The sequence below is a fragment of the Paraburkholderia monticola genome (assembly GCF_001580545.1).
In the GTDB taxonomy this organism is placed as follows: Bacteria; Pseudomonadota; Gammaproteobacteria; order Burkholderiales; family Burkholderiaceae; genus Paraburkholderia; species Paraburkholderia monticola.
The window spans coordinates 56834-76616 of record NZ_LRBG01000008.1 but is presented as its reverse complement, the minus strand read 5'-3'; the positions used below and the strand labels follow the sequence as shown (position 1 = coordinate 76616).

Genomic DNA, 19783 nt, shown 5'->3' with positions numbered 1-19783 from the left:
GATTGCGGCGGCGCGGGGTGCCGGTTACTTGGTCTGGGCCGGTGATTTGACCGCGAACGGCGTGCTCAGCGTTTCGCCATCGGAGAACTTCAGCGTCAGATGCACCGTGTCGCCCGGCGCGATCTTGTGCTTCGCGTCTTCGAGCATCACGTGATAGCCGCCGGGCGCGATCGCGACCTGGCCATGCGCGGGCACCGTCAGCTTGTCGACCATCACCATCTTCTGCGACGAACCGCTCGATACCGTTTGATGCAGCATCGCGTCGCCGTAGTCGTCGCTCGAAATATCGACGAGGTCGATCGGCTTGTCGCTCGCGTTGACGAGCGTCGCGTAGCCGGCCGCGGGCAGGTTGTTCGGCAGCCAGCGCACCCAGGCGTCCTTGACGCTGATCGCGTGGGCATCGGCCGCGTGCGCGGTCGACAGGATACCGAACGACAGCGCGAAGGCGCCTGCCAGCGAAGCGAACGTGTTGAGCTTGATCGTCATGATGGGATGGATGGGGATCAGTTGAGAATCAGGATTGGTCGTCGATGACGCGACGCAGGTCATGCGCGATCGCATCGGGTGTGTCGTGGTCGGTGGCGAGCAGGCGGGCCCGGCCCTGGCTGTCGAACACATAGACGGCGGAACTGTGCGTGACCTCGTAGTTGCCGTTCGGGTCGCGCTTTTCCATCTGATACGCGACACGATAGCGCTTTGCCAGCGACTCGATCTGCCAGTCGGTGCCCGTCAGCCCTTCGGCGTGCTGTGCGTCGAACGCGCCGACGTAGTCGTGCAAGGCCTGGGGCGTGTCGCGCGCGGGATCGACGGTGATGAACAGGATCCGCACCTTCTGCGCATCGGGGCCGAGCTTGCCGAGCACCTGCATCAGGCGGCCCATCGTTTCGGGGCAGACGTCCGGGCAATGGGTGTAGCCGAAGTAGACGAGCGAGGCCCGGCCTTTGAACGACGCGGCGCTGGCGGGGCGGCCGGTGTCGTCGGTCAGGCTGAAGTCGAGGTCCGGCAGATGGCCGCTCACGTTGGTCAACTGCCACGGCTCGGCGCGCTGCGTGCAGCCGCTCAGTGCGGCGAGCGCGACCAGCGTACCCAGCGTCGCGCCCGCGGCGATCCGACGTGCCAGTCCGTGCATGGATCGCCTGGATCGTGTGCGGGACAGGTTCGGCTGCGAGCGCTGGAGTGGGAGGATCGGGAACAAAGCAGGGTTCAATGACTCGATTGGAGAGCAGGCAACACGAATCGATGGAGCATGGAGGCGGCAGCGTCACCCGGCGTGCAACGATGTCCATCACGCCGACATTCCGCGTGGCAGCGACTGTAGCGCAAAATCGTCGGCGGTGTCGCACGGCGCGCCGGGTGCACGAATTGCGAGTCAATTTGACGCAGACGGCTGAAAGCCCGGCGAAGCCTGATCGTTGCGCTCTTGAATGCAATCGACACGGGCGGACGCGCAGACCACCCACCGGGCTTGAGTCTCCGCTTACTTTCTCGAAAAATTGACGGATGCGCGGTAAGATGCGCACACTTTTCCGGCCGTATGTGGCTGAAAGGCGAACCCAGGCGATGCAAGCACTTCCGGCTGTTCTGTCTCCGAGCGAGACGGCATTTTTCTTCGATTTCGACGGCACGCTCGTCGAACTCGCCCCCACGCCGGACGGCGTGCTCGTGCAGCCACGCGTGATCGACCTGCTGCGCGAGCTGCGCAGTCTGACGAATGGCGCGGTTGCGGTGGTGTCGGGGCGCGGCATCGACAGCATCGACAGTTTTCTCGGCATGCCCGATCTGCCGGTCGCCGGCCTGCACGGCGCCGAGCGGCGCGATGCGAATGGCGACACGCAACGCATCGGCTTTCACGACCAGCGCCTGTTGCGCATGGAGCAGGTGCTCGCGCAGGTCGTCAACGAACATCCAGGTATGCTGCTCGAGATCAAGGGCGCGGCGCTCGCGCTGCACTATCGCAACGCGCCGGACCGCGAACCGGTCGCGCGCGAGGCGACCGAGCGGCTCGTGGCCGATTACCCGGCGTCGTACGTGCTGCAGCCGGGCAAGATGGTCTACGAGATCAAGCCGAAAGACGTCGACAAGGGCCGCGCCACGCGTGCGTTTCTCGACGAACTGCCGTTCACCGGCCGCACGCCGGTATTCGCGGGCGACGATCTGACGGACGAAAAGGGCTTCGCGGTCGTCAACGAGCGCGGCGGCCTGTCGATCAAGGTCGGCGCGGGCGAGACGTTGGCGCGCACGCGCGTCGAATCGGTGTCGTCATTGCTCGACTGGCTCGAAACGATTGTCGCGGCAGCGCGCGCGGCGTGACGCCGGCGCCCCGCTCAACGAAAACAACATACTGCATCGGGAATCGCGCTTCATGAGCCGACTGATCATTGTTTCGAACCGGGTGGCGCCTATTTCGGAGGGCGGCCCGGCGGCGGGCGGTCTGGCGGTCGGCGTGTACGACGCGCTGAAGGAGACCGGCGGCATGTGGTTCGGCTGGAGCGGCGACGTGCTGAGTTCCGGCCAGCCGCAGATCAAGGTCGAGGAGCGCGGTCCGGTGACCTTCGCGACGGTCCCGCTGATGCGCCGCGATTACGACCAGTACTACCGCGGCTTCTCGAACGCGACGCTATGGCCCGCGTTCCACTATCGATCCGACCTGCTGCACTACGACCGGCACGACTTCGAGGGCTACTGCCGCGTCAACGCCTGGCTCGCGCAGCAACTGGTGCCGCTGTTGCGCGAAGACGACGTGATCTGGGTGCACGACTATCACCTGATCCCGTTTGCGCAGTCGCTGCGCTCGGCGGGCGTGAAGAATCGCATCGGCTTTTTCCTGCACATTCCGTTTCCGGCCTCGCAGGTGCTGCTGACGGTGCCACCGCATCGCGAACTCGTCGAGGCACTGTGTTCGTTCGACCTGCTCGGCTTCCAGACCGAGCCCGATCTGCGCGCGTTCTGCGACTACGTGATCAACGAGGCGGGCGGTTCGGTCGACGCAGCGGCGAAAGGGCCGCTCACCGTGCACGCGTTCGGCCGCACGTTGCGCGCGTCGGCCTATCCGATCGGCGTCTATCCGGACGAGATCGCCGAGCTCGCGAAGGCGGGCGAGCGCGGCAAGCCGGTGCGCACGATGAAGGCGACGCTGCATTCGCGCAAGCTGATCATGAGCGTCGACCGGCTCGATTACTCCAAGGGGTTGGTCGAGCGATTCCGCGCGTTTGAGCGCCTGCTCGAGCATGCGACCGCGCAGCGCAACAAGGTGTCGTTCCTGCAGATCGCGCCGCCGACGCGCGCCGACCTGCACGCGTACCAGGACATCCGGCTGCAGCTCGAAAGCGAGTCGGGCCGTATCAACGGACGTTTCGCCGAGCTGGACTGGACGCCGATCCTGTACATCCACAAGCAATACGAGCGCTCGGTGCTGGCGGCGCTGTTCCGTACCGCGCACGTCGGCTATGTGACGCCGTTGCGCGACGGCATGAACCTCGTCGCGAAGGAGTACGTGTCGGCGCAAGATCCGGAAAATCCAGGCGTGCTCGTGCTGTCGCGCTTCGCCGGTGCCGCGCAGGAGCTGGATGGCGCGCTGATCGTCAATCCGGTCGACATCGACGGGATGGCCGAAGCGCTCGCGCAGGCGTTAGGCATGCCGCTCGCCGAGCGGCAGTCCCGCCATCGCGACATGATGGCCCAGCTGCGTGAGAACAACGTGTCGGTGTGGCGCGATAACTTCATGCGCGATCTGCAGAACGTCGAGGCCGCCGGACGCGCTGGAAGCGCGAAGCCGCGCGCGGCCGCGGGTGCGGCCGGCGCCGGGCGCAAGAAGACGGCGCGCGAAAGTATGAGCGGCTGAGCCTACCGCTTGCCGGACAACAAAAAGCCGCTCCTCGGAGCGGCTTTTTTATGGGGCGCGCAGCAGCGCGCTGACTGCGCGTGTTCAGGCCACGTGCTGCTCGTCGACCTTCTTGCCGCCGATATGCAGCGTCTGGCCCTTGCCATACTGCTTCGCGAGCAGGTCGCGATAGAGGCCCGGACGCTGGCGCAATTCGTCCGGCGTGCCGTCGTCGATGACCTTGCCGGCGCTCATCACGATGATCCGGTCGAAGTTGTTCAGCGTCGACAGACGGTGCGCGATCGCGATCACCGTGCGGCCGACCATCAGCCGGTCGAGCGCCTTCTGGATCGCCTCTTCGGAGGCGCTGTCGAGCGCGGAAGTGGCTTCGTCGAGCAGCAGGATCGGCGCGTTCTTCAGAATCGCGCGCGCGATCGCGATGCGCTGGCGCTGACCGCCCGACAGCTTCACGCCGCGGTCGCCGACGATCGTGTCGTAGCCTTCCGGCATCGCTTCGATAAAGTCCGCGCAACGCGCCTCGCGGGCAGCGGCCATCACTTCCTCGCGGCTCGCGTCAGGCCGGCCATACGCAATGTTCTCGTACACCGACCGATGGAACAGCGAGATGTCCTGCGGCACCAGCGCGATCGCGTGGCGCAGGCTGTCCTGGGTGATCGCCGCGATGTCCTGGCCGTCGATCCTGATCGCGCCGCCCTGGGTTTCGTAAAAGCGCTGCAGCAGAGCGAGCACCGTCGATTTGCCCGCGCCCGACTTGCCGATCAAGCCGACGCGCTGACCCGGTTCGATATTCAGGACGAAGTGATCGAGAATCGCCCGGCGGCGCGGATAGGCGAACGTGACGCTGTCGAACGTGACGCGGCCGCCTTGCGGCACGAGTTCCGTGGCGTCGTCGCGATCGGGCATGCCGTGCGGTTCGAGCAGCGTGCGTACGGCTTCCGCGAGCCGCGCGACGTGCTGCGTGACGTCGACCAGCGCGACGGCGAGGTCGCGCGTGCCGTGCAGGATCGTGAAGCCGAGCGAACTGACGAGCACGATGTCGCCCGAGGTCGCGCGGCCCTGGTCCCACAGCCACAGCGCCCAGCCGAGCAGGCCGGCCGACAGCAGCGCGGTGATCACGGCGTGCAGCAGACGCAGCTTTTCCAGATACAGCAGGCTCTGCTGGCGCGCATCCATTTCCGACTTGACCGTGGCCGCAAAGCGGTTGTGTTCGCGAAACGTCATGCCGAACGCGCGCACGAGGCCCATGTTGCTGATCACGTCGACGAGTTCGCCGTCGACCGATGCCGCCTTGGTCGCGAAATTGTGGTGGCGCGCGGAGCCGCGGCCCGCGAGCTTGTACAGCACGACCGACAGGATCGCCGAGCACAGCATCAGGCCGGCGGCCATCAGCGGGTTCACCGCAATGATCATGACGATCGCGCCGAGCACCGCGATGCACGGCGGCAGCACGTTCCAGGCGGTGGTGTTTTCGGCGGTGTAGACGGCGTTCGAGGTCGCGGTGATCCGGCTTGCCAGCATGCCGGGCTGCTTTTCGGCGTAGTAGGTCGGCGAGTGGCCGCTCAGGTACTGGAACAGGTCGCGCCGCAGATCGCCCGTCACGGCGACGAACGTGTGCGCGGCGAACCAGCCGCCGACCCGCCACAACAGGTTGTCGGCTGCGATCAGCCCGACGAGGATCGCGAACGCGCCCCACAGGGGTCCCGGATGATGCCGGCCGCCGCCGAGCACGTCGATCAGGTGCTTGATCGCGTACTGCGAAGCGAGCGCACAGCCCACGGCCGCAAATACGCTGCACAACACGATCGCATGCGCGAACGGATGACGGCGGATGAAGCGGAAGAGAAACGCAAGCGGCCGGTGCGCATAGCTCGCGAGCTTTGCGTTCTGGGCGTTACGCTGGGCGATGGTCAAGTGTTCCAATTGAGCTGAGATCGATGTGTTGCGGGTTGTGCATGCAAAGCGCGGACCACAAGGAAAAGATGGCTCTCCGTGAAGCCGATGCTTCGCATTGTAAACATGCAAAGGCGATTGCGCCCTGTGTATCCGGGCTTGGGCGCGATTGATTTCGCGATAGACCTCCGCGATCTGCGGCGTCGCGACGCACCAGCTGGCGGGCGATCCGTGCAAATTGCGGATAATTTCGAGATATAATTACAAATTGCATTCAACTGCGGTGCGGCAATTTTTCAATGTCTGCCGGCAAGTTGATGCACGAGAGCTCACAGACGCTGTGCCGTCGTGTCAGGCCGAAACCTGTTGGCACTGTAGAACTGTCTTAGAAAACAAGGGTTTGCAAAGTGTTTCGCGTTTGTAACAACGTAAAGACTTTGAAATGTTGTGGTGCGGCAACAATTCGGGCATCGATAATGCATGCTCGTTAGCCCAGCAAATTTTCTGACAGTTTGTCAACGTAGGTACCGCATGCGCGTTTATTGGCACATGCACAGACGCTGATCCAGTGGTCTGGGCTCGTTATCAAAGCGATCCATCGCAGGATTTCTCAAAAGAATCAGGCCCGCGCCGGCATCTCCGGCCAGACTGCCCTGGCGAGCAAGCGAGTCGCTTTTTCCATACGCAGTACTTTTGCCTGATTTTTTACTAGGAGTTCGTCATTATGCGAATCGCTCAAATCGCTCCGCTGCACGAGGCGGTTCCTCCCAAGCTGTATGGTGGTACGGAACGCGTGGTGTCCTATCTGACCGAGGCGCTGGTCGAGCAGGGCCACGACGTCACACTGTTTGCAAGCGGCGATTCGCAGACTTCGGCGAAACTCGAAGCTTTCTGGCCGCAGGCGCTGCGCCTCGACCCGACGATCCGCGACGTGATGGCGCCGCACATGCTGTTGCTCGAAGAAGTGCGCCGCCGCGCGGACGAATTCGACGTGCTGCATTTCCACATCGACTATTACCCGTTCTCGCTGTTCGCGCGTCAGCCGGTGCCGTTCGTGACGACCATGCACGGCCGTCTCGATCTGCCGGAACTGCAGCCGATCTTCAACACGTTCAATGACGTGCCGGTCGTGTCGATTTCGGACAACCAGCGCATTCCGCTCGCCCAGGCAAACTGGCAGCAAACGGTTTATCACGGTCTGCCGGAAAACGTGCTCACGCCGATCAAGGACGTCGAGCCGGGCTACCTCGCATTCCTTGGCCGCGTCTCGCCGGAGAAGGGTCTCGACCGTGCGATTCGCATCGCCGGCCAGGCAGGTATGAAGCTCAAGGTCGCCGCCAAGATCGACAGGGCCGATCGTGCCTATTACGAAGAAGTGATCAAGCCGCTGATGGCGCTCCCGCACGTCGAATACATTGGCGAAATCGGCGAAGGCGAAAAGCGTGAGTTCCTCGGCAACGCGCATGCACTGGTGTTCCCGATCGACTGGCCGGAGCCCTTCGGTCTGGTGATGATCGAAGCGATGGCTTGCGGTACGCCGGTGATCGCGTTCAATCGCGGTTCGGTGCCGGAAGTGATCGAAAACGGCGTGTCCGGTTTCGTCGTCGAAGACGAAATCAGCGCGGTCGCGGCGCTCAAGCGTCTGCACACGCTGCCGCGCGCTGGCGTGCGCAAGGCGTTCGAATCGCGTTTCTCGTCGAAGGTCATGGCGAAGAACTACGTCGCCGTGTACGAAGATTTGCTGCGTCAGAAGCACCGCACGGTGCTGCGTGAAGTCAACGCAAACTGATCGGCGATCGATTCGTCGCAGTTGATGCCTGATGCGCAGTAAGTAAAGCGCTTGCAGCAGGAGAACCCGTTACACGTGTCCTTTGCTGCTCTCAACGCCCCGCCGGCGCCTTGCCGGCGGGGCGTTGTTGCATTCGCGCCGCGTTTTTCGACGGTGCGGATCGGAAAATACCGGATTCCGCGCGGCGCGAACGAGCCAGTCTCGGTAATATCCCTATAATGGCCGTGCCGCAAATTGGGCTGCGGCGCCGCCGACGACAGGAGGATGCCTTGGCGAGAACGAAAGAGACGCGTGCGAACGCCGCGCCCGGCGCCGGAACGATTTTTACGTTGCGCGCCATCGGTCTCGTGCTCGCCGCCCGTTGGCTTTTCTCGATGTCCCAGATGAGCCTGACCACCGCGCTGACTGCGATGGCGTCTTCGCCGTGGGCATGCATCAACCTTGTTTTCCTGTTCCTGCTGATTTTCCTGCCGAGCGCGCGCGCCGTCGCCGAGCGTCCGTTTCATCCGCTGCCGCAATGGCTGCGCCAGGCGCTGCGCCTGTTCGCGTTCCTCGGCTTGCTGTTTGCGCTGTGGTCGGTCGGCGCGTTCGTCGTGAGCGCGGGCTGGCGTCGCGCGATGCAGGCGGTCGCGGCCACCAACGGCTGGCTGCTCGCGGCGCCGGTGCTGTATGCGGCCGTCGTGTGGATCTGCCGACCGCGACCCTTGTGGCGCACCAATGTCGCGGCGCGGCGTTTCGCGATCGGCCGCTATGCGGTGTCGCTCGATCCGCTGACCCGCACCGTCGTCGTGTGGGCCGAGCGGCGCAAGGTCGGGCAGTACGATGCGCGCGAATTGTCGGTGCATTGGGCGAATGCACCCCACGTGCACGCGACGCCGGCGCCCACGCCAGCGGTCGCGTTCGGCACGGTGGGCGAGGCCGGCGCGTCGGCCGCGCCGTTGGGGCAAGTGGCCGTCCCCTCGCTGGCGCGCAGTATGTTCGGCGTGCGTCCGAAGGTGGAGTTGCAGTGGGATTCGCCCGCCGCCGCGGGTCATAACCGGCAGACCGTTTTCCGCGCCGCGCTGACGACCGAAGGCGATCGCGTCGCCGCCCGCGCGCTCGACACGACGCTGCGCCAGGTCTGACGCTGCACGTTTTGTGCTATCGACCACATCGCGTGGCCGATGCACGCGTTCCGGAGCGAAGCTTCGCCGATAATGCAATCAAGCCGCCCGGCCTGCAGGCGGGCGAGTAGAACACTCATCGATCGTATTGCGTCTTTCGCAGGAGTCGCCATGCTGGTTCGCTGGTTGCTTGCCTTCCTTCATCTGCTCGCTTATGGCTTTGCGCTCGCGTCGATTCTCAGACGCACGTGGTCGCTGCGTCGCGCGTCGGTGCCTGCCGCGTTGCGGTCGGTGTTTCGTGCCGATTCGCGTTGGGGCATCGCCGGGCTGGTGCTGATCGTGACCGGTCTGATGCGTGCGTTCGGTGGCTATGAGAAGGGCCCCGACTACTACCTGCACGAGCCGCTCTTTCACGTGAAGATGACGTTGCTGGTGCTGATCCTGATCCTCGAAGTACCCACGATGCTCGGTTTGATGCGCTGGCGCGCGTCGATCCGCAGCGGCACGGCGCCGAATCTGAAGAAGGCGCGTTCTTACGCGCATTTCAACGTCATCCAGACGGTGCTGCTGGTCCTGATGGTGTTTGCCGCGACGGGAATGGCACGCGGCATCGGGCTACCCGCCGGCGTGGTGTAGCGCGGCGGGCCATCCGTTTTTGGGGAGCTGGGGGGGCTAGCCCTCCAGTCCCCTCGTCGCACTAGTCAACCAGCAAGCCGGAATCGTCGACCCGGTCAGCCTTGAGCTCCGACGTCCCGCGCGCAAGCTCCGACTCGCCGAGCCCCTTGATCAACTCCAGGGCCTGACGCTCGAACAGGCGCCGGTACAAACCGTTGTCGCGTTTGATCAATGCCTCGTGGCTGCCTTCCTCGATCACCTTGCCCTTGTCCAGCACCAGCAGCCGATCGAGCGCGCGCACCGTCGACAGCCGATGCGCGACCACCAGCGTCGTGCGGCCTTGCATCAACCGCTCCATCGCGCGCTGGATCAGTACCTCGCTTTCGCTGTCGAGGCTCGAGGTGGCTTCATCGAGAATCAGGATCGGCGCGTCGGCGAGAAAGGCCCGCGCGATCGCGACGCGTTGACGCTCGCCGCCCGATAGTTTGATCCCGCGTTCGCCGACCAGCGTGTCGTATCCGTTCGGCAGCGCCGCGATGAAGTCGTGCGCGCTCGCGAGCCGCGCGGCCCGCTCGATGTCGGCGCGGCTCGCGCCGGGCCGCGCGTACGCGATGTTCTCGGCAAGCGAGCGGTGAAACAGCACCGGCTCCTGCTGGACGATCGCGATCTGGCTGCGCAGCGACGTCTGCTGGACTTGCGCGATGTCCTGACCGTCGATCGTAATCCGCCCGCCCGAAATGTCGTGAAGGCGCTGGATCAGTTTGATGAAGGTCGTCTTGCCGGAGCCCGAATGACCGACCAGCCCGACGCGCTCGCCCGGCGCGATGCGCACGGAAAAGTCGTCGTAGAGCGGCCGGCTGTGCGCGCCATAGTGAAACGACACGTGCTCGAAGCGGATTTCGCCGTTGCGGATCGCGATCGGGCCGGCGCCGGGACGATCCTCGATGCCGAGCGGCTGGCTCTCCAGCGACACCAGTTCCTCCATGTCGTTGACCGAGCGCTGCAGGTTGCGAATGTGCATGCCGATGTCGCGCAGGTAGCCTTGCAGCATGAAGAACATGGTCAGCGCGAAGGTGATGTCGCCGACGCTCGCTTCGCCGCGCGCCCACAGCAGCAGCGCCACGCCGAGAATCGCGGCCTGGATCGCGGCCAGCATGCCGCCCTGGAGGCCGCCGTTGAGCGTGCCGCGCACCCAGGTGCGGCGCGTGCGTTGCCGCCATTTACCGATCACGTGCCCGAGACGTGCTTCCTCGCGCGCTTCCGCGCCGAACGCCTTGACGACGCCGTTGCAGCTGACCGCGTCGGCCAGCGCGCCGCCCATGCGCGTGTCCCACGCGTTCGCGAGACGCGCGGACGGCGCGACAAAGCCGAGCGAGACCGTCACGGTCACGCCGATATACAGCAGGGAGCCGATGCCGACGACGATGCCCATCATCGGCCAGCGCCAGCCGAGCAGCACGGTGGCGCCGACCAGCATCGCGAGCGACGGCAGTAGCGCGATCAGCAGCGTGTCGTTGAGCAGATCGAGCGCCCACATGCCGCGGGTGATCTTGCGCACGGTCGAGCCGGCGAAGCTGTTCGCGTGCCAATCGGTCGAAAAGCGCTGCACGCGATGAAACGCGCGCGCGGCGATCTCGCTCATCATCTTCAGCGTGAAGCGGATGATGTTGAAGTAGACGCCCTGGCGCAGCAGCGTCGCGGTGAGGCCGAGCGCGGCGAGCACGCCGAAGGCTTCGAGCGCGCGATGCCAGACGGGCGCTGACGAGGCCGGGCCGGCCGCGATCGCGTCGACTAGGCGTCCGGCGAAGACGGGCGTCAGGATGTCCGCGCCCGCCGTGAACAGCGCAAGCGCCGCGATCACGACGATGCGCCACGGCTGTTGCGCCCAGTGACGGAAGGTGAAGCCGAGGACATCCTTGAAGGCTTGCCCGCGAAAGTCGAATTTTCTATTGGCCATTTGCTTTCGACCCGGCGACGCGTGAGCGCGCCGAGGTTCCAGTCAGAAGCGAAAAGGGCAGACAGCCAGCGGATGCCGGAATGCGCACGGAAAGCGCGCGAAAAAAAACGACGGCAGACAACGGCAACGGAACAACGGACTGTCTGGAATGGATGCGACGCGCCTGTCGAGGCGGCCCCGCATCGGCGACGACGCTGCGACCTTTATGGTCGCGCTGGTCGCACCGGTCGTGGCGGACGGGCCAACGGTCGCGAGACCATGCGAGGAAGCGCGCGATGCACTGCGAACATGTGGCGCCTCCCTGTGATGGTTCAAGATGAAGAAGCCGGACGATGCCGGACCGGGCGAATGCCCGAGCGTCGAATATATCAACAGGGCGGGGCGCTCGCCAACCTACGGAACGACGTGGTTCTTCAACCGGCGGTACCTGCCAATGACGCACTCGACGTACTGCCGGCAAATAGAAAAAGGGCTTACGCCTTGCTGCGTAAGCCCTTTTGTCTTCGGTGATCGACACACCAAGAATCTGGTGGGTAGTACTGGGATCGAACCAGTGACCCCTGCCGTGTGAAGGCAGTGCTCTACCGCTGAGCTAACCACCCGAAGAGATTGAGATTATGTCAGGGATTTTAGGGTTCGTCTAGTCTTTTTTAAGTAGTTTGCTCATCGGCGGCGGGTGCGGGTTCGAGGCGCCATACGCTCGCGCCTTTGACCTCCTTGTCGAGACCGTCGAGCACTGCTTCGTGGGCGGCGTTCTCGTCGTCGCTGGCGGCGAGAACGATCAGTTCCAGCGAGTCGAGCGCGACGCGCGGCGCATGCGTATCGCCGCCGGCCTGCGCTTCGCCGAGCATGTCGATGACGAGGCTTTCCTGGCCGCGCGTCATCGCCAGATAGACCTCGGCGAGCAGTTCCGAGTCGAGCAGCGCGCCGTGCAGCGTACGGTGTGCGTTGCTGATGCCGAAGCGATCGCACAGCGCGTCGAGCGAATTGCGCTTGCCGGGGAACATCTGCTTGGCTTGCGCGAGCGTGTCGATGATCTCGCCGCAGTGGGTGCTCACCGGCGGCAGGCCGAGCAGCGCGAACTCGGCGTCGAGAAAGCCGATGTCGAACGGCGCGTTGTGGATGATCAGGTCGGCGCCCGCGATGAAGTCGCGCAATGGGTCGACGATCTCGGCGAACTTCGGCTTGTCGCTCAAAAATTCGGTGGTCAGGCCGTGCACCGCGAGCGCGCCAGGATCGCTGTCGCGCTCCGGGTTGATGTAGAAGTGCAGGTTGTTGCCGGTCAGCCGGCGGTTCACCAGCTCGACGCAACCGAGTTCGAGAATCCGGTCGCCGCCGCGGGCGTTCAGGCCGGTAGTTTCGGTGTCGAGGATCAGTTGACGCATATCGGATTAGCCTGCTTCGAAAAAATTGCAGAAAAAAGCGGAGAGGGCGGTGCACGTCGTTGCCGACGCGCGCAGTCTCTTTACATCTCGGCGAGCGACGCCACGCCGCGATTGGCGAGCTGATCGGCGCGCTCGTTTTCCGGGTGTCCGTTGTGTCCGCGCACCCAGCGCCATTCGATCTCGTGTTGCGCGACGAGCGCATCGAGCCGCTTCCACAGGTCGGCATTCTTGACTGGCTGCTTTGCCGCGGTGATCCAGCCTTTTTTCTTCCAGCCGTGAATCCACTCGCTGATGCCTTTCTGCACGTACTGCGAGTCGGTGTGCACGATCGCCTTGCATGGACGCTTCAACGCCTCGAGCGCGGAAATCACGCCCATCAACTCCATGCGATTGTTGGTCGTGTTGGCCTCGCCGCCGAACAGTTCTTTTTCCTGGCTGCCGAAGCGCAGCAACGCGCCCCAGCCGCCAGGGCCGGGATTGCCCTTGCAGGCGCCGTCGGTATAGATGTCGATGTGATCAGGAGTCATTCGGTGTGGTTACGTGTGTTCGGGGTGGCGGCGGGCGCGAGGCCCGTCGCGAGTACGGGCTTTTTCACTTTGAGCGGCCCGACGAGGCGCATGCCGGGCACGCGCTTGATCGCCTTGATCATGTAGGTGGCGCCGAAAATCGGCCACCAGCGGTCGCCGGCGGCTTCCATGAAGCCATAACGAGCCAGCCATTGCTCGCTCGCGAGCGGCGGACGATAGCAGCCGAAACGCCCGCGTTCAAGGTCGAAGCCGAGCAGCTTGATCCAGTCCTTCAGACGCGTGAACGCGATCAGGTCGACGGCGGAGGGCACGAACGGGCGTCCCGTCATCTTGCCGACCGACTGCCGCGCGCCCCACAGCGACAACGAGTTGAAGCCGAGAATGATCAACTGGCCCTCTGGCACCAGCACGCGTTCGGCTTCACGCAACAACCGGTGCGGGTCACTGGTGAATTCGAGCGTGTGCGGCATCACGAGCAGGTCGACGCTTTGCGCTTCGAACGGCAGATCGAGCAGGTCGCACCAGACCGCGCTGCGCCCGGGCGGCGCGTGCAGACCGGGAGCGACTGGTGCCGCGTTGACGGGATTGTCGCCGCTAACGTTGCCCGCGCCGCTGATGCCGCTCACGACGCCACGGCGCGCCGCCCGTGGATACGTGTACGGACTGCTCGCGCCGCTCGCCGCGTCGAGCACGAGGCCGCGGCACGGCATGCGGTTTTCGCGCAGCGCATCGAGCTGTGGCAGGCCGAGTTGCAGCGCATGATAGCCGAACACGTCCGACACCACGCGATCGAGCTGGGTTTGCTCCCAGTCGAGCACGTAGCGGCCGGGCGGTGAATCGGTCCACGCGGGCCAGTCTATAATCGCTCGGTCAGTCATATTAAAAATGCGTCGCCTATGAATGCGCTCGAGTACGTACCGGTCCCGGCGTTTGAAGACAATTACATCTGGGTCATTGCCGACGGACACCACGCGGTCGTCGTCGATCCGGGCGAAGCCGCCCCTGTGCGCGCCTGTCTGGCCCAACGAGGCTGGCGGCTGAGCGCTATTTTACTCACGCACCATCATCAAGACCACGTCGGTGGGGTGGCCGATCTGCTGAACGGCCAGGACGTGCCGGTCTACGGCCCCGCCGGCGAAGCGATAGCGCATCTGACGCACCGTCTCGAAAACGGCGATCACGTGACGATCGCCGCTCCCGCGCTCGAATTCAGCGTGCTCGACGTGCCCGGTCACACGAGCGGACATATCGCCTATTTCCAGGCGGCCGATTCGCGCGGCACGCCACACGTGTTTTGCGGCGACACGCTGTTTGCGTGCGGCTGCGGGCGGCTTTTCGAAGGCACGCCACAGCAGATGCTGAATTCGCTCGATGCGCTCGCCGCTTTGCCAGGCGCGACCGAAGTGCATTGCGCGCACGAATACACGTTGTCGAACATCCGCTTCGCGCTCGCTTGCGAGCCGCACAACGCCGAGCTGCAGGCGTGGCGCGACAAGGCGAGCGAGCTGCGCGCGCGCCATCAGCCCACGCTGCCGACCACGATTGCACACGAGCGCGCGGTGAATCCATTCCTGCGCGCTGGCGAGCCGGCGGTGCAGTCGAACCTCGAAGCACAATTGCACGAAACGGTGTCTGATCGGCTGACGGCCTTCACATTGATGCGCGAATGGAAGAATCGTTTTCGTTGATCCGGAGCGCATTCGGCGGTTCTTCACGCGATGAATCGGAAAAATTCGCCAAGCCCCAGATTTGGTTGATTTTTTTCTCAATTTTCCAATTGACGGAAACGTTGACGTTTCGTACTATCGGCTGCAAATTCCAGCCCTTGTGGAAGCCGAGACGTTCATGCGATTTATCTTAAGTGCGTTATTGGTCCTGACACTCGCCGCCTGCGCGAGCCAGGGACCGATGACGAATAACGCCAATAACCCTGCCAGCCAGCAAGCAGTAGCCGACGCCCTTCGCAAGAACGCCACCGCTAAAGAAACCATCAATGTCGATCAGGGCTCCGTCAATCAGTTGACGAGCCAGGACGCCGATCTGTGGGGACGCATTCGCCGTGGCTTCCAGATGCCGGACCTGCAGAGCGACCTCGTCGACATGCAGCTGAACTGGTATCTGCAGCGTCCCGATTACGTGCAGCGCATGACCGAGCGCTCGCAGAAATACCTGTATCACATCGTCGAGGAGCTCGAGGCGCGCCATATGCCGACCGAGCTCGCGTTGCTGCCGTTCATCGAGTCCGCGTATAGCCCGCAGGCGTTGTCGGTCGCGAAGGCGGCGGGTATGTGGCAGTTCATGCCGGGCACGGGGCGCACCTACAACCTGAAGCAGAACATGTGGCAGGACGAGCGCCGCGACGTGCTCGCATCGACGAGCGCCGCGCTCGACTATCTGTCGAATCTGCACGACATGTTCGGCGACTGGCAGCTCGCGCTCGCCGCATATAACTGGGGCGAGGGCAACGTGCAGCGCGCGATCGCGCGCAACGAAGCCGCGGGTCTGCCGACCGACTACATGAGCCTGCGCATGCCGAACGAGACGCGCAACTACGTGCCGAAGCTGCAGGCGGTCAAGAACCTCGTGATGAACCCGCAGATGTATGGGCTCACGCTGCCGGCGATTCCGAACCACCCGTATTTCGTGACGGTCACGACGTCGCATGACATCGACGTCGATGTCGCCGCGCGGCTCGCCAATATGTCGACGGATGAATTCCGCTCGCTGAACCCGTCGTTCAGGAAGCCGGTGATTCTCGGCGCGACGCAGCCACAGATTCTGTTGCCGTTCGACAACGCGTCCGCGTTCGAGCGCAATCTGAAAACGTACTCGGGCTCGCTGTCGTCGTGGACCACCTACACGGTCGACTCACGCGCGACGCCGGCTGCGATCGCGCAGAAAATCGGCGTCGACGCCGACACGTTGATGGAAGTGAACAAGATTCCAGTCGGCATGCGCCTGAAGCCGGGCTCGACGATCGTCGTGCCGCGTGGCACGGACGACGACGAGGACATCAGCGCCGACGTCGCCGAAAGTGCGGTGCTGGCGATGGAGCCCGACGTTCCCGACACGCGCAAGATGCTGATCCGAGTGCGCCGCAATCAGTCGATGGCCGCGATCGCGCTGCGCTACGGCGTGTCGGTCGGTCAGTTGAAGGCGTGGAACAAGACGCATCGCGATCAGGTTTCGCGCGGCCAGGTGATCGTGCTGCACGTGCCGGTGGGCAAGGCAATTCCGAGTGAGCCGGGACCGGAGAAGATCGCCGCCGATGTGCAGGGCGGCAGTGTGCAGAAGATCGGCGTCCATGTCGCAGACACGCACAGCGATTCGCGTTACGATAAGAAGAAAGGGCGCGGCCACTCTGCCATCGTCAAGGTGTCCGAGCCGAACGGCAAGAGTGACAAGCCGGCGGCGCCCGTTGCTAGCAAGGGCAAGGTCGAGAAAGTCTCGGCCTCTGTGCCCGGCAAGGCGTCGAAGGCCGCGGCAGAGAGCCGCCCGAAGACCGCGGCCAACGCGAAGAAGAAGGGTAAATAGACCAATAGCGGCTCCCACGGTAGTGACCACATGCGTTGCGGGGGCAGCGCATGGATTGCGCTCCGATCACGCACCGTGTTCATGTAACGCCGTCACCTCAGGGTGACGGCGTTTTTCATTGTGCAGACGATTCCTGCGAATTTGCCGTATTTACTTTATTGTTCGTGCTTTGGCACCGCTGGCGGTTGCGTGCCGTTTCTGTTCTGATTCGTTCGAATCTCGAATCAGACTTCGAGGTTATTTCCAGGCTTGCTTCCCGATTCATGTCGTCGACCCAACTGCGCGTCTTTCTGCTTTTTTCCGCCGGCTACTTCGTCTCCTACGTGTTTCGGGGCGTCAATCTCGGCTTCGCGCCGTTCATCACGCGCGATCTCGGCTTGTCCGCCGCAGATCTGGGTGTGCTGACCAGCCTGTATTTCCTGGGTTTCGCCGGCGCGCAGATCCCCGCCGGCGTGCTGCTCGACCACTTCGGCGCACGTCGCGTGACGGCAGTCACGTTGCTGTTTGCCGCGCTCGGCATCTGGGTATTCGGCGCCGCACACAGTCTCGGCATCATGATGGTCGGGCGGCTGCTGATCGGCGTTGGCGTGTCCGTGTGTCTCGGCGCCGCCTTCAAGGCGCTCGCGCAGCATTTTCCTGTTGCGCGTCTGCCGCTGATGAATGGGCTCGTCATGGCGATCGGCGGCTTCGGCGGTGTGATGGTCGGCTCGCCGCTCACGTGGGTGCTCGGTTTCTCGAGCTGGCGCGCGGTATGCGTCGGGCTCGGCGTGCTGACGGTGGCGGTTGCGCTCGCCCAATGGACGCTCGCGCCGGACGCGCGCGAAACGCACGGTCGGGCGAGCCTCGTCGCGCAGTTCAAGGGCACCTGGCACATCCTGCGCAGCCCGGTGTTCTGGAAGATCGCGTCGTTCTCGGTCGTGACGCAAGGCGTTTTTTACGCGATGCAGTCGTTGTGGGTCGGAGCATGGTTGCGCGACGTGCAGGGTTTCGAGCCGCATCGGGCGGCGGCGCTCGTGTCGATTCTCGGCTTTGCGATGATGGCCGGCTGCGTCGGCTTCGGCGCGGCGGCGCGCAGTCTCGAGAGGCGCGGCATCTCGCTGTATGCGTTCTGCGGCATTGGCATGGCGCTCTACGTGCTCACGCAGTTGCTGATCATGTTCCAGGCGCCGCTGCCGGCGAGTCTGTTGTGGGCCGCCTACGGGATCTTCGGGGGCACCGGCATTCTGAGCTACGCGGTGATGGCGCGGCATTTCCCGCCGCAGATGATCGGCCGGGTCAACACGACGCTGACGCTGATCATTTTTCTGCTGATCTTCGGCTTTCAGATTGGCGTCGGCGCGGTGCTGTCGCACTGGCCGGCGAGCGACGGCCATTACCCGGCGCTCGCGCATGTGACCGCGTGGGAAATCCTCGTCGCGCTGCAGGTGCTAAGCGCGATCTGGTATGTGCTGCCTGGGCGCCGGCTCGCCAGATCGGCCGAAATGGGCGCCGAACAGGAGGCCTGAGCGGCCTGACCGGCGTGCCGTCCCAGTTTCGCGGCCTATCTCGGATTTGGAGGGAAGGGTGGATTCAGGCTATAATTTCAAGGTTTGAGCTTATCAACCCGCACCCTAGCGCCTACCTCCCCCATACCGTTCATCCGCCGCGCGCCATTGGCGTAGCAAGAAGGGCCCCGCACCCAGCCGAGTCGTCCACACAATGGACCCATCGCGCCCCTTGCAGCGTCACCGGCAGCTCGCGAGCGAGTCTGCGCGCGCATCCAGGATGTGTTTCGCTGCGGCTCGAAATCGGATAGACAGGTGGCAACAGGGTGTTCCCCCAAGGAGTCTCCCGTGTTGCCGTCATTTTCTCCCGCTCTACTCGCGCTCGCCGACGGCACGGTCTTTCGTGGTTATTCGATCGGCGCCCCCGGGCATACCATCGGTGAAGTGGTGTTCAACACTGCCATCACCGGCTATCAGGAAATCCTGACTGACCCGAGTTACGCGCGCCAGATCGTGACCCTCACGTACCCGCATATCGGCAACGTCGGCGTGAACGCCGAAGACGTCGAAGCGACGAAAGTCCATGCCGCCGGCCTGATCATCCGTGATCTGCCGGTTCTCGCGTCGAACTTCCGCATGGAGCGCACGCTCCCGCAATACCTGCAGGACGAAGGCGTGGTCGCCATCGCCGGCATCGACACCCGCAAGCTGACCCGCGTGCTGCGCGACAAGGGCGCGCAAAACGGCGCGATCCTCGCCGGTTCGGACGACGAAGCCCGCGCCATCGAGCTCGCGCGCTCGTTCCCGGGCCTCGCCGGCATGGACCTCGCGAAGGTCGTATCGACGCAGGAAACCTACGAGTGGACCCGAACCGAATGGCGTCTGGGCAGCGGCTACGGCGAGCAGAAGGCGCCGAAGTACCGCGTGGTCGCATTCGACTACGGCGTCAAGCAGAACATCCTGCGCATGCTGGCCGAGCGCGGCTGCCACGTCACCGTGCTGCCGGCGCAGTCGAGCGCCGCTGACGCACTCGCGCTCAATCCGGATGGCGTGTTCCTGTCGAACGGCCCCGGCGACCCGGAACCGTGCGACTACGCGATCGCGGCGACGAAGCAGTTCATCGAGCGTGGCATCCCGACCTTCGGCATTTGCCTCGGCCACCAGATCATGGGCCTCGCGGTCGGCGCGAAGACGATGAAGATGAAGACCGGCCACCACGGCGCGAACCACCCGGTCAAGGATCTCGAAGACGGCCGCGTCGTGATCACGTCGCAGAACCACGGTTTCGCGGTCGATGCCGCCACGCTGCCCGCCAACGCGCGCGTGACCCACGTGTCGCTGTTCGACGGCACGCTGCAGGGCTTCGCGCTGACCGACAAGCCGGCGTTCTGTTTCCAGGGCCACCCGGAAGCATCGCCCGGTCCGAACGACGTCGCGTACCTGTTCGACCGCTTTACCGCGTTGATGGACGCGCACAAGAACGGCAAGAACGCAGCGGCTTGAAGCAGTGACGGCCGGCCGCCACAGCCAGCCGGACACGGCTCGCGGCGGCCGCGGCAACCCGCGGCACGAGTCGGCGGGTGTGCCGCGAAACAGCGCGCGCAACGTGAAAACGGCGCGCGCCGACGGAAAGAATTCAGGAATACATTAGCGAGAGC

Annotated in this window: 16 protein-coding genes and 1 tRNA gene; 9 read left to right on the top strand and 8 right to left on the bottom strand. The window is 64.3% G+C overall.

Annotated features, from left to right (window positions below; genetic code table 11):
- Nucleotides 1-24: 24 nt before the first annotated feature.
- Nucleotides 25-486 carry a copper chaperone PCu(A)C gene (locus tag CI15_RS11450; RefSeq protein ID WP_062127784.1) on the bottom strand — a complete coding sequence of 154 codons (462 nt, stop codon included), beginning with the start codon at nt 484-486 and terminating at the stop codon, nt 25-27.
- Nucleotides 487-514: 28 nt separating this feature from the next.
- Nucleotides 515-1237: an SCO family protein gene (locus tag CI15_RS11445; protein WP_420915856.1), complete on the bottom strand. Its 723-nt coding sequence runs from the start codon at nt 1235-1237 to the stop codon at nt 515-517.
- A gap of 323 nt (nt 1238-1560) precedes the next feature.
- Between CI15_RS11445 and otsB the strand changes: the two genes are divergently transcribed.
- Nucleotides 1561-2310, top strand: coding sequence for a trehalose-phosphatase (gene otsB / locus CI15_RS11440; RefSeq protein ID WP_062127782.1), 750 nt, complete (start codon nt 1561-1563; stop codon nt 2308-2310).
- 52 nt (nt 2311-2362) lie between these two features.
- Nucleotides 2363-3841: an alpha,alpha-trehalose-phosphate synthase (UDP-forming) gene (otsA, locus tag CI15_RS11435; RefSeq protein WP_062127964.1), complete on the top strand. Its 1479-nt coding sequence runs from the start codon at nt 2363-2365 to the stop codon at nt 3839-3841.
- Nucleotides 3842-3925: 84 nt separating this feature from the next.
- Here the strand turns inward: otsA and CI15_RS11430 are convergent, their stop codons facing one another.
- On the bottom strand, nt 3926-5761 hold the full coding sequence (locus tag CI15_RS11430) for an ABC transporter ATP-binding protein (protein WP_062127780.1): 1836 nt from the start codon (nt 5759-5761) through the stop codon (nt 3926-3928).
- 694 nt (nt 5762-6455) lie between these two features.
- Between CI15_RS11430 and CI15_RS11425 the strand changes: the two genes are divergently transcribed.
- The 3 genes from CI15_RS11425 to CI15_RS11415 all read left to right on the top strand — a co-directional run bounded on the left by CI15_RS11425 (nt 6456) and on the right by CI15_RS11415 (nt 9259).
- Complete coding sequence (locus tag CI15_RS11425) at nt 6456-7520, top strand: glycosyltransferase family 4 protein (RefSeq protein WP_062127779.1); 1065 nt, start codon at nt 6456-6458, stop codon at nt 7518-7520.
- 269 nt (nt 7521-7789) lie between these two features.
- Nucleotides 7790-8644, top strand: a complete 855-nt coding sequence (locus CI15_RS11420; protein ID WP_062127777.1) for a hypothetical protein — start codon at nt 7790-7792, stop codon at nt 8642-8644.
- A 150-nt stretch (nt 8645-8794) separates the two neighbouring features.
- Nucleotides 8795-9259, top strand: a complete 465-nt coding sequence (locus tag CI15_RS11415; RefSeq protein WP_062127775.1) for a DUF2214 family protein — start codon at nt 8795-8797, stop codon at nt 9257-9259.
- 61 nt (nt 9260-9320) lie between these two features.
- Here CI15_RS11415 and CI15_RS11410 read toward each other — a convergent pair whose 3' ends face one another.
- From CI15_RS11410 to CI15_RS11390, 5 genes are all read right to left on the bottom strand, one after another.
- Complete coding sequence (locus CI15_RS11410) at nt 9321-11195, bottom strand: ABC transporter ATP-binding protein (RefSeq protein ID WP_062127773.1); 1875 nt, start codon at nt 11193-11195, stop codon at nt 9321-9323.
- Nucleotides 11196-11722: 527 nt separating this feature from the next.
- A tRNA-Val gene (locus CI15_RS11405) sits at nt 11723-11797 on the bottom strand.
- 48 nt (nt 11798-11845) lie between these two features.
- Entirely contained in the window at nt 11846-12580 is a 735-nt protein-coding gene (dnaQ, locus tag CI15_RS11400) for a DNA polymerase III subunit epsilon (RefSeq protein ID WP_062127771.1), read from the bottom strand.
- 80 nt (nt 12581-12660) lie between these two features.
- Nucleotides 12661-13107: a ribonuclease HI gene (rnhA, locus tag CI15_RS11395; RefSeq protein WP_062127769.1), complete on the bottom strand. Its 447-nt coding sequence runs from the start codon at nt 13105-13107 to the stop codon at nt 12661-12663.
- Complete coding sequence (locus CI15_RS11390) at nt 13104-13985, bottom strand: class I SAM-dependent methyltransferase (protein ID WP_062127767.1); 882 nt, start codon at nt 13983-13985, stop codon at nt 13104-13106. The genes rnhA and CI15_RS11390 overlap by 4 nt, the downstream gene beginning before the upstream one ends.
- Nucleotides 13986-14003: 18 nt before the next feature.
- On the opposite strand from CI15_RS11390, the gene gloB reads away from it, so the two are divergent.
- The 4 genes from gloB to carA all read left to right on the top strand — a co-directional run bounded on the left by gloB (nt 14004) and on the right by carA (nt 19628).
- Nucleotides 14004-14795 (top strand): hydroxyacylglutathione hydrolase, encoded by a 792-nt coding sequence (gloB, locus tag CI15_RS11385; RefSeq protein ID WP_062127765.1) that lies wholly within the window; start codon nt 14004-14006, stop codon nt 14793-14795.
- 157 nt (nt 14796-14952) lie between these two features.
- Nucleotides 14953-16641: a transglycosylase SLT domain-containing protein gene (locus CI15_RS11380; RefSeq protein WP_062127763.1), complete on the top strand. Its 1689-nt coding sequence runs from the start codon at nt 14953-14955 to the stop codon at nt 16639-16641.
- Between the two features lie 263 nt (nt 16642-16904).
- Nucleotides 16905-18146 carry an MFS transporter gene (locus CI15_RS11375; RefSeq protein ID WP_062127761.1) on the top strand — a complete coding sequence of 414 codons (1242 nt, stop codon included), beginning with the start codon at nt 16905-16907 and terminating at the stop codon, nt 18144-18146.
- 327 nt (nt 18147-18473) lie between these two features.
- Nucleotides 18474-19628, top strand: a complete 1155-nt coding sequence (gene carA, locus CI15_RS11370; protein WP_062127759.1) for a glutamine-hydrolyzing carbamoyl-phosphate synthase small subunit — start codon at nt 18474-18476, stop codon at nt 19626-19628.
- Nucleotides 19629-19783 lie beyond the last annotated feature (155 nt).

Excerpts from the sequence above, each read along its gene's own strand:
- CI15_RS11450 (WP_062127784.1), bottom strand. The coding sequence starts at position 486 with ATGACGATCAAGCTCAACACGTTCGCTTCGCTGGCAGGCGCCTTCGCG.
- otsB (WP_062127782.1), top strand. The coding sequence starts at position 1,561 with ATGCAAGCACTTCCGGCTGTTCTGTCTCCGAGCGAGACGGCATTTTTC.
- otsA (WP_062127964.1), top strand. The coding sequence starts at position 2,363 with ATGAGCCGACTGATCATTGTTTCGAACCGGGTGGCGCCTATTTCGGAG.
- CI15_RS11425 (WP_062127779.1), top strand. The coding sequence starts at position 6,456 with ATGCGAATCGCTCAAATCGCTCCGCTGCACGAGGCGGTTCCTCCCAAG.
- CI15_RS11415 (WP_062127775.1), top strand. The coding sequence starts at position 8,795 with ATGCTGGTTCGCTGGTTGCTTGCCTTCCTTCATCTGCTCGCTTATGGC.
- CI15_RS11410 (WP_062127773.1), bottom strand. The coding sequence starts at position 11,195 with ATGGCCAATAGAAAATTCGACTTTCGCGGGCAAGCCTTCAAGGATGTC.
- dnaQ (WP_062127771.1), bottom strand. The coding sequence starts at position 12,580 with ATGCGTCAACTGATCCTCGACACCGAAACTACCGGCCTGAACGCCCGC.
- rnhA (WP_062127769.1), bottom strand. The coding sequence starts at position 13,107 with ATGACTCCTGATCACATCGACATCTATACCGACGGCGCCTGCAAGGGC.
- CI15_RS11390 (WP_062127767.1), bottom strand. The coding sequence starts at position 13,985 with ATGACTGACCGAGCGATTATAGACTGGCCCGCGTGGACCGATTCACCG.
- gloB (WP_062127765.1), top strand. The coding sequence starts at position 14,004 with ATGAATGCGCTCGAGTACGTACCGGTCCCGGCGTTTGAAGACAATTAC.
- CI15_RS11380 (WP_062127763.1), top strand. The coding sequence starts at position 14,953 with ATGCGATTTATCTTAAGTGCGTTATTGGTCCTGACACTCGCCGCCTGC.
- CI15_RS11375 (WP_062127761.1), top strand. The coding sequence starts at position 16,905 with ATGTCGTCGACCCAACTGCGCGTCTTTCTGCTTTTTTCCGCCGGCTAC.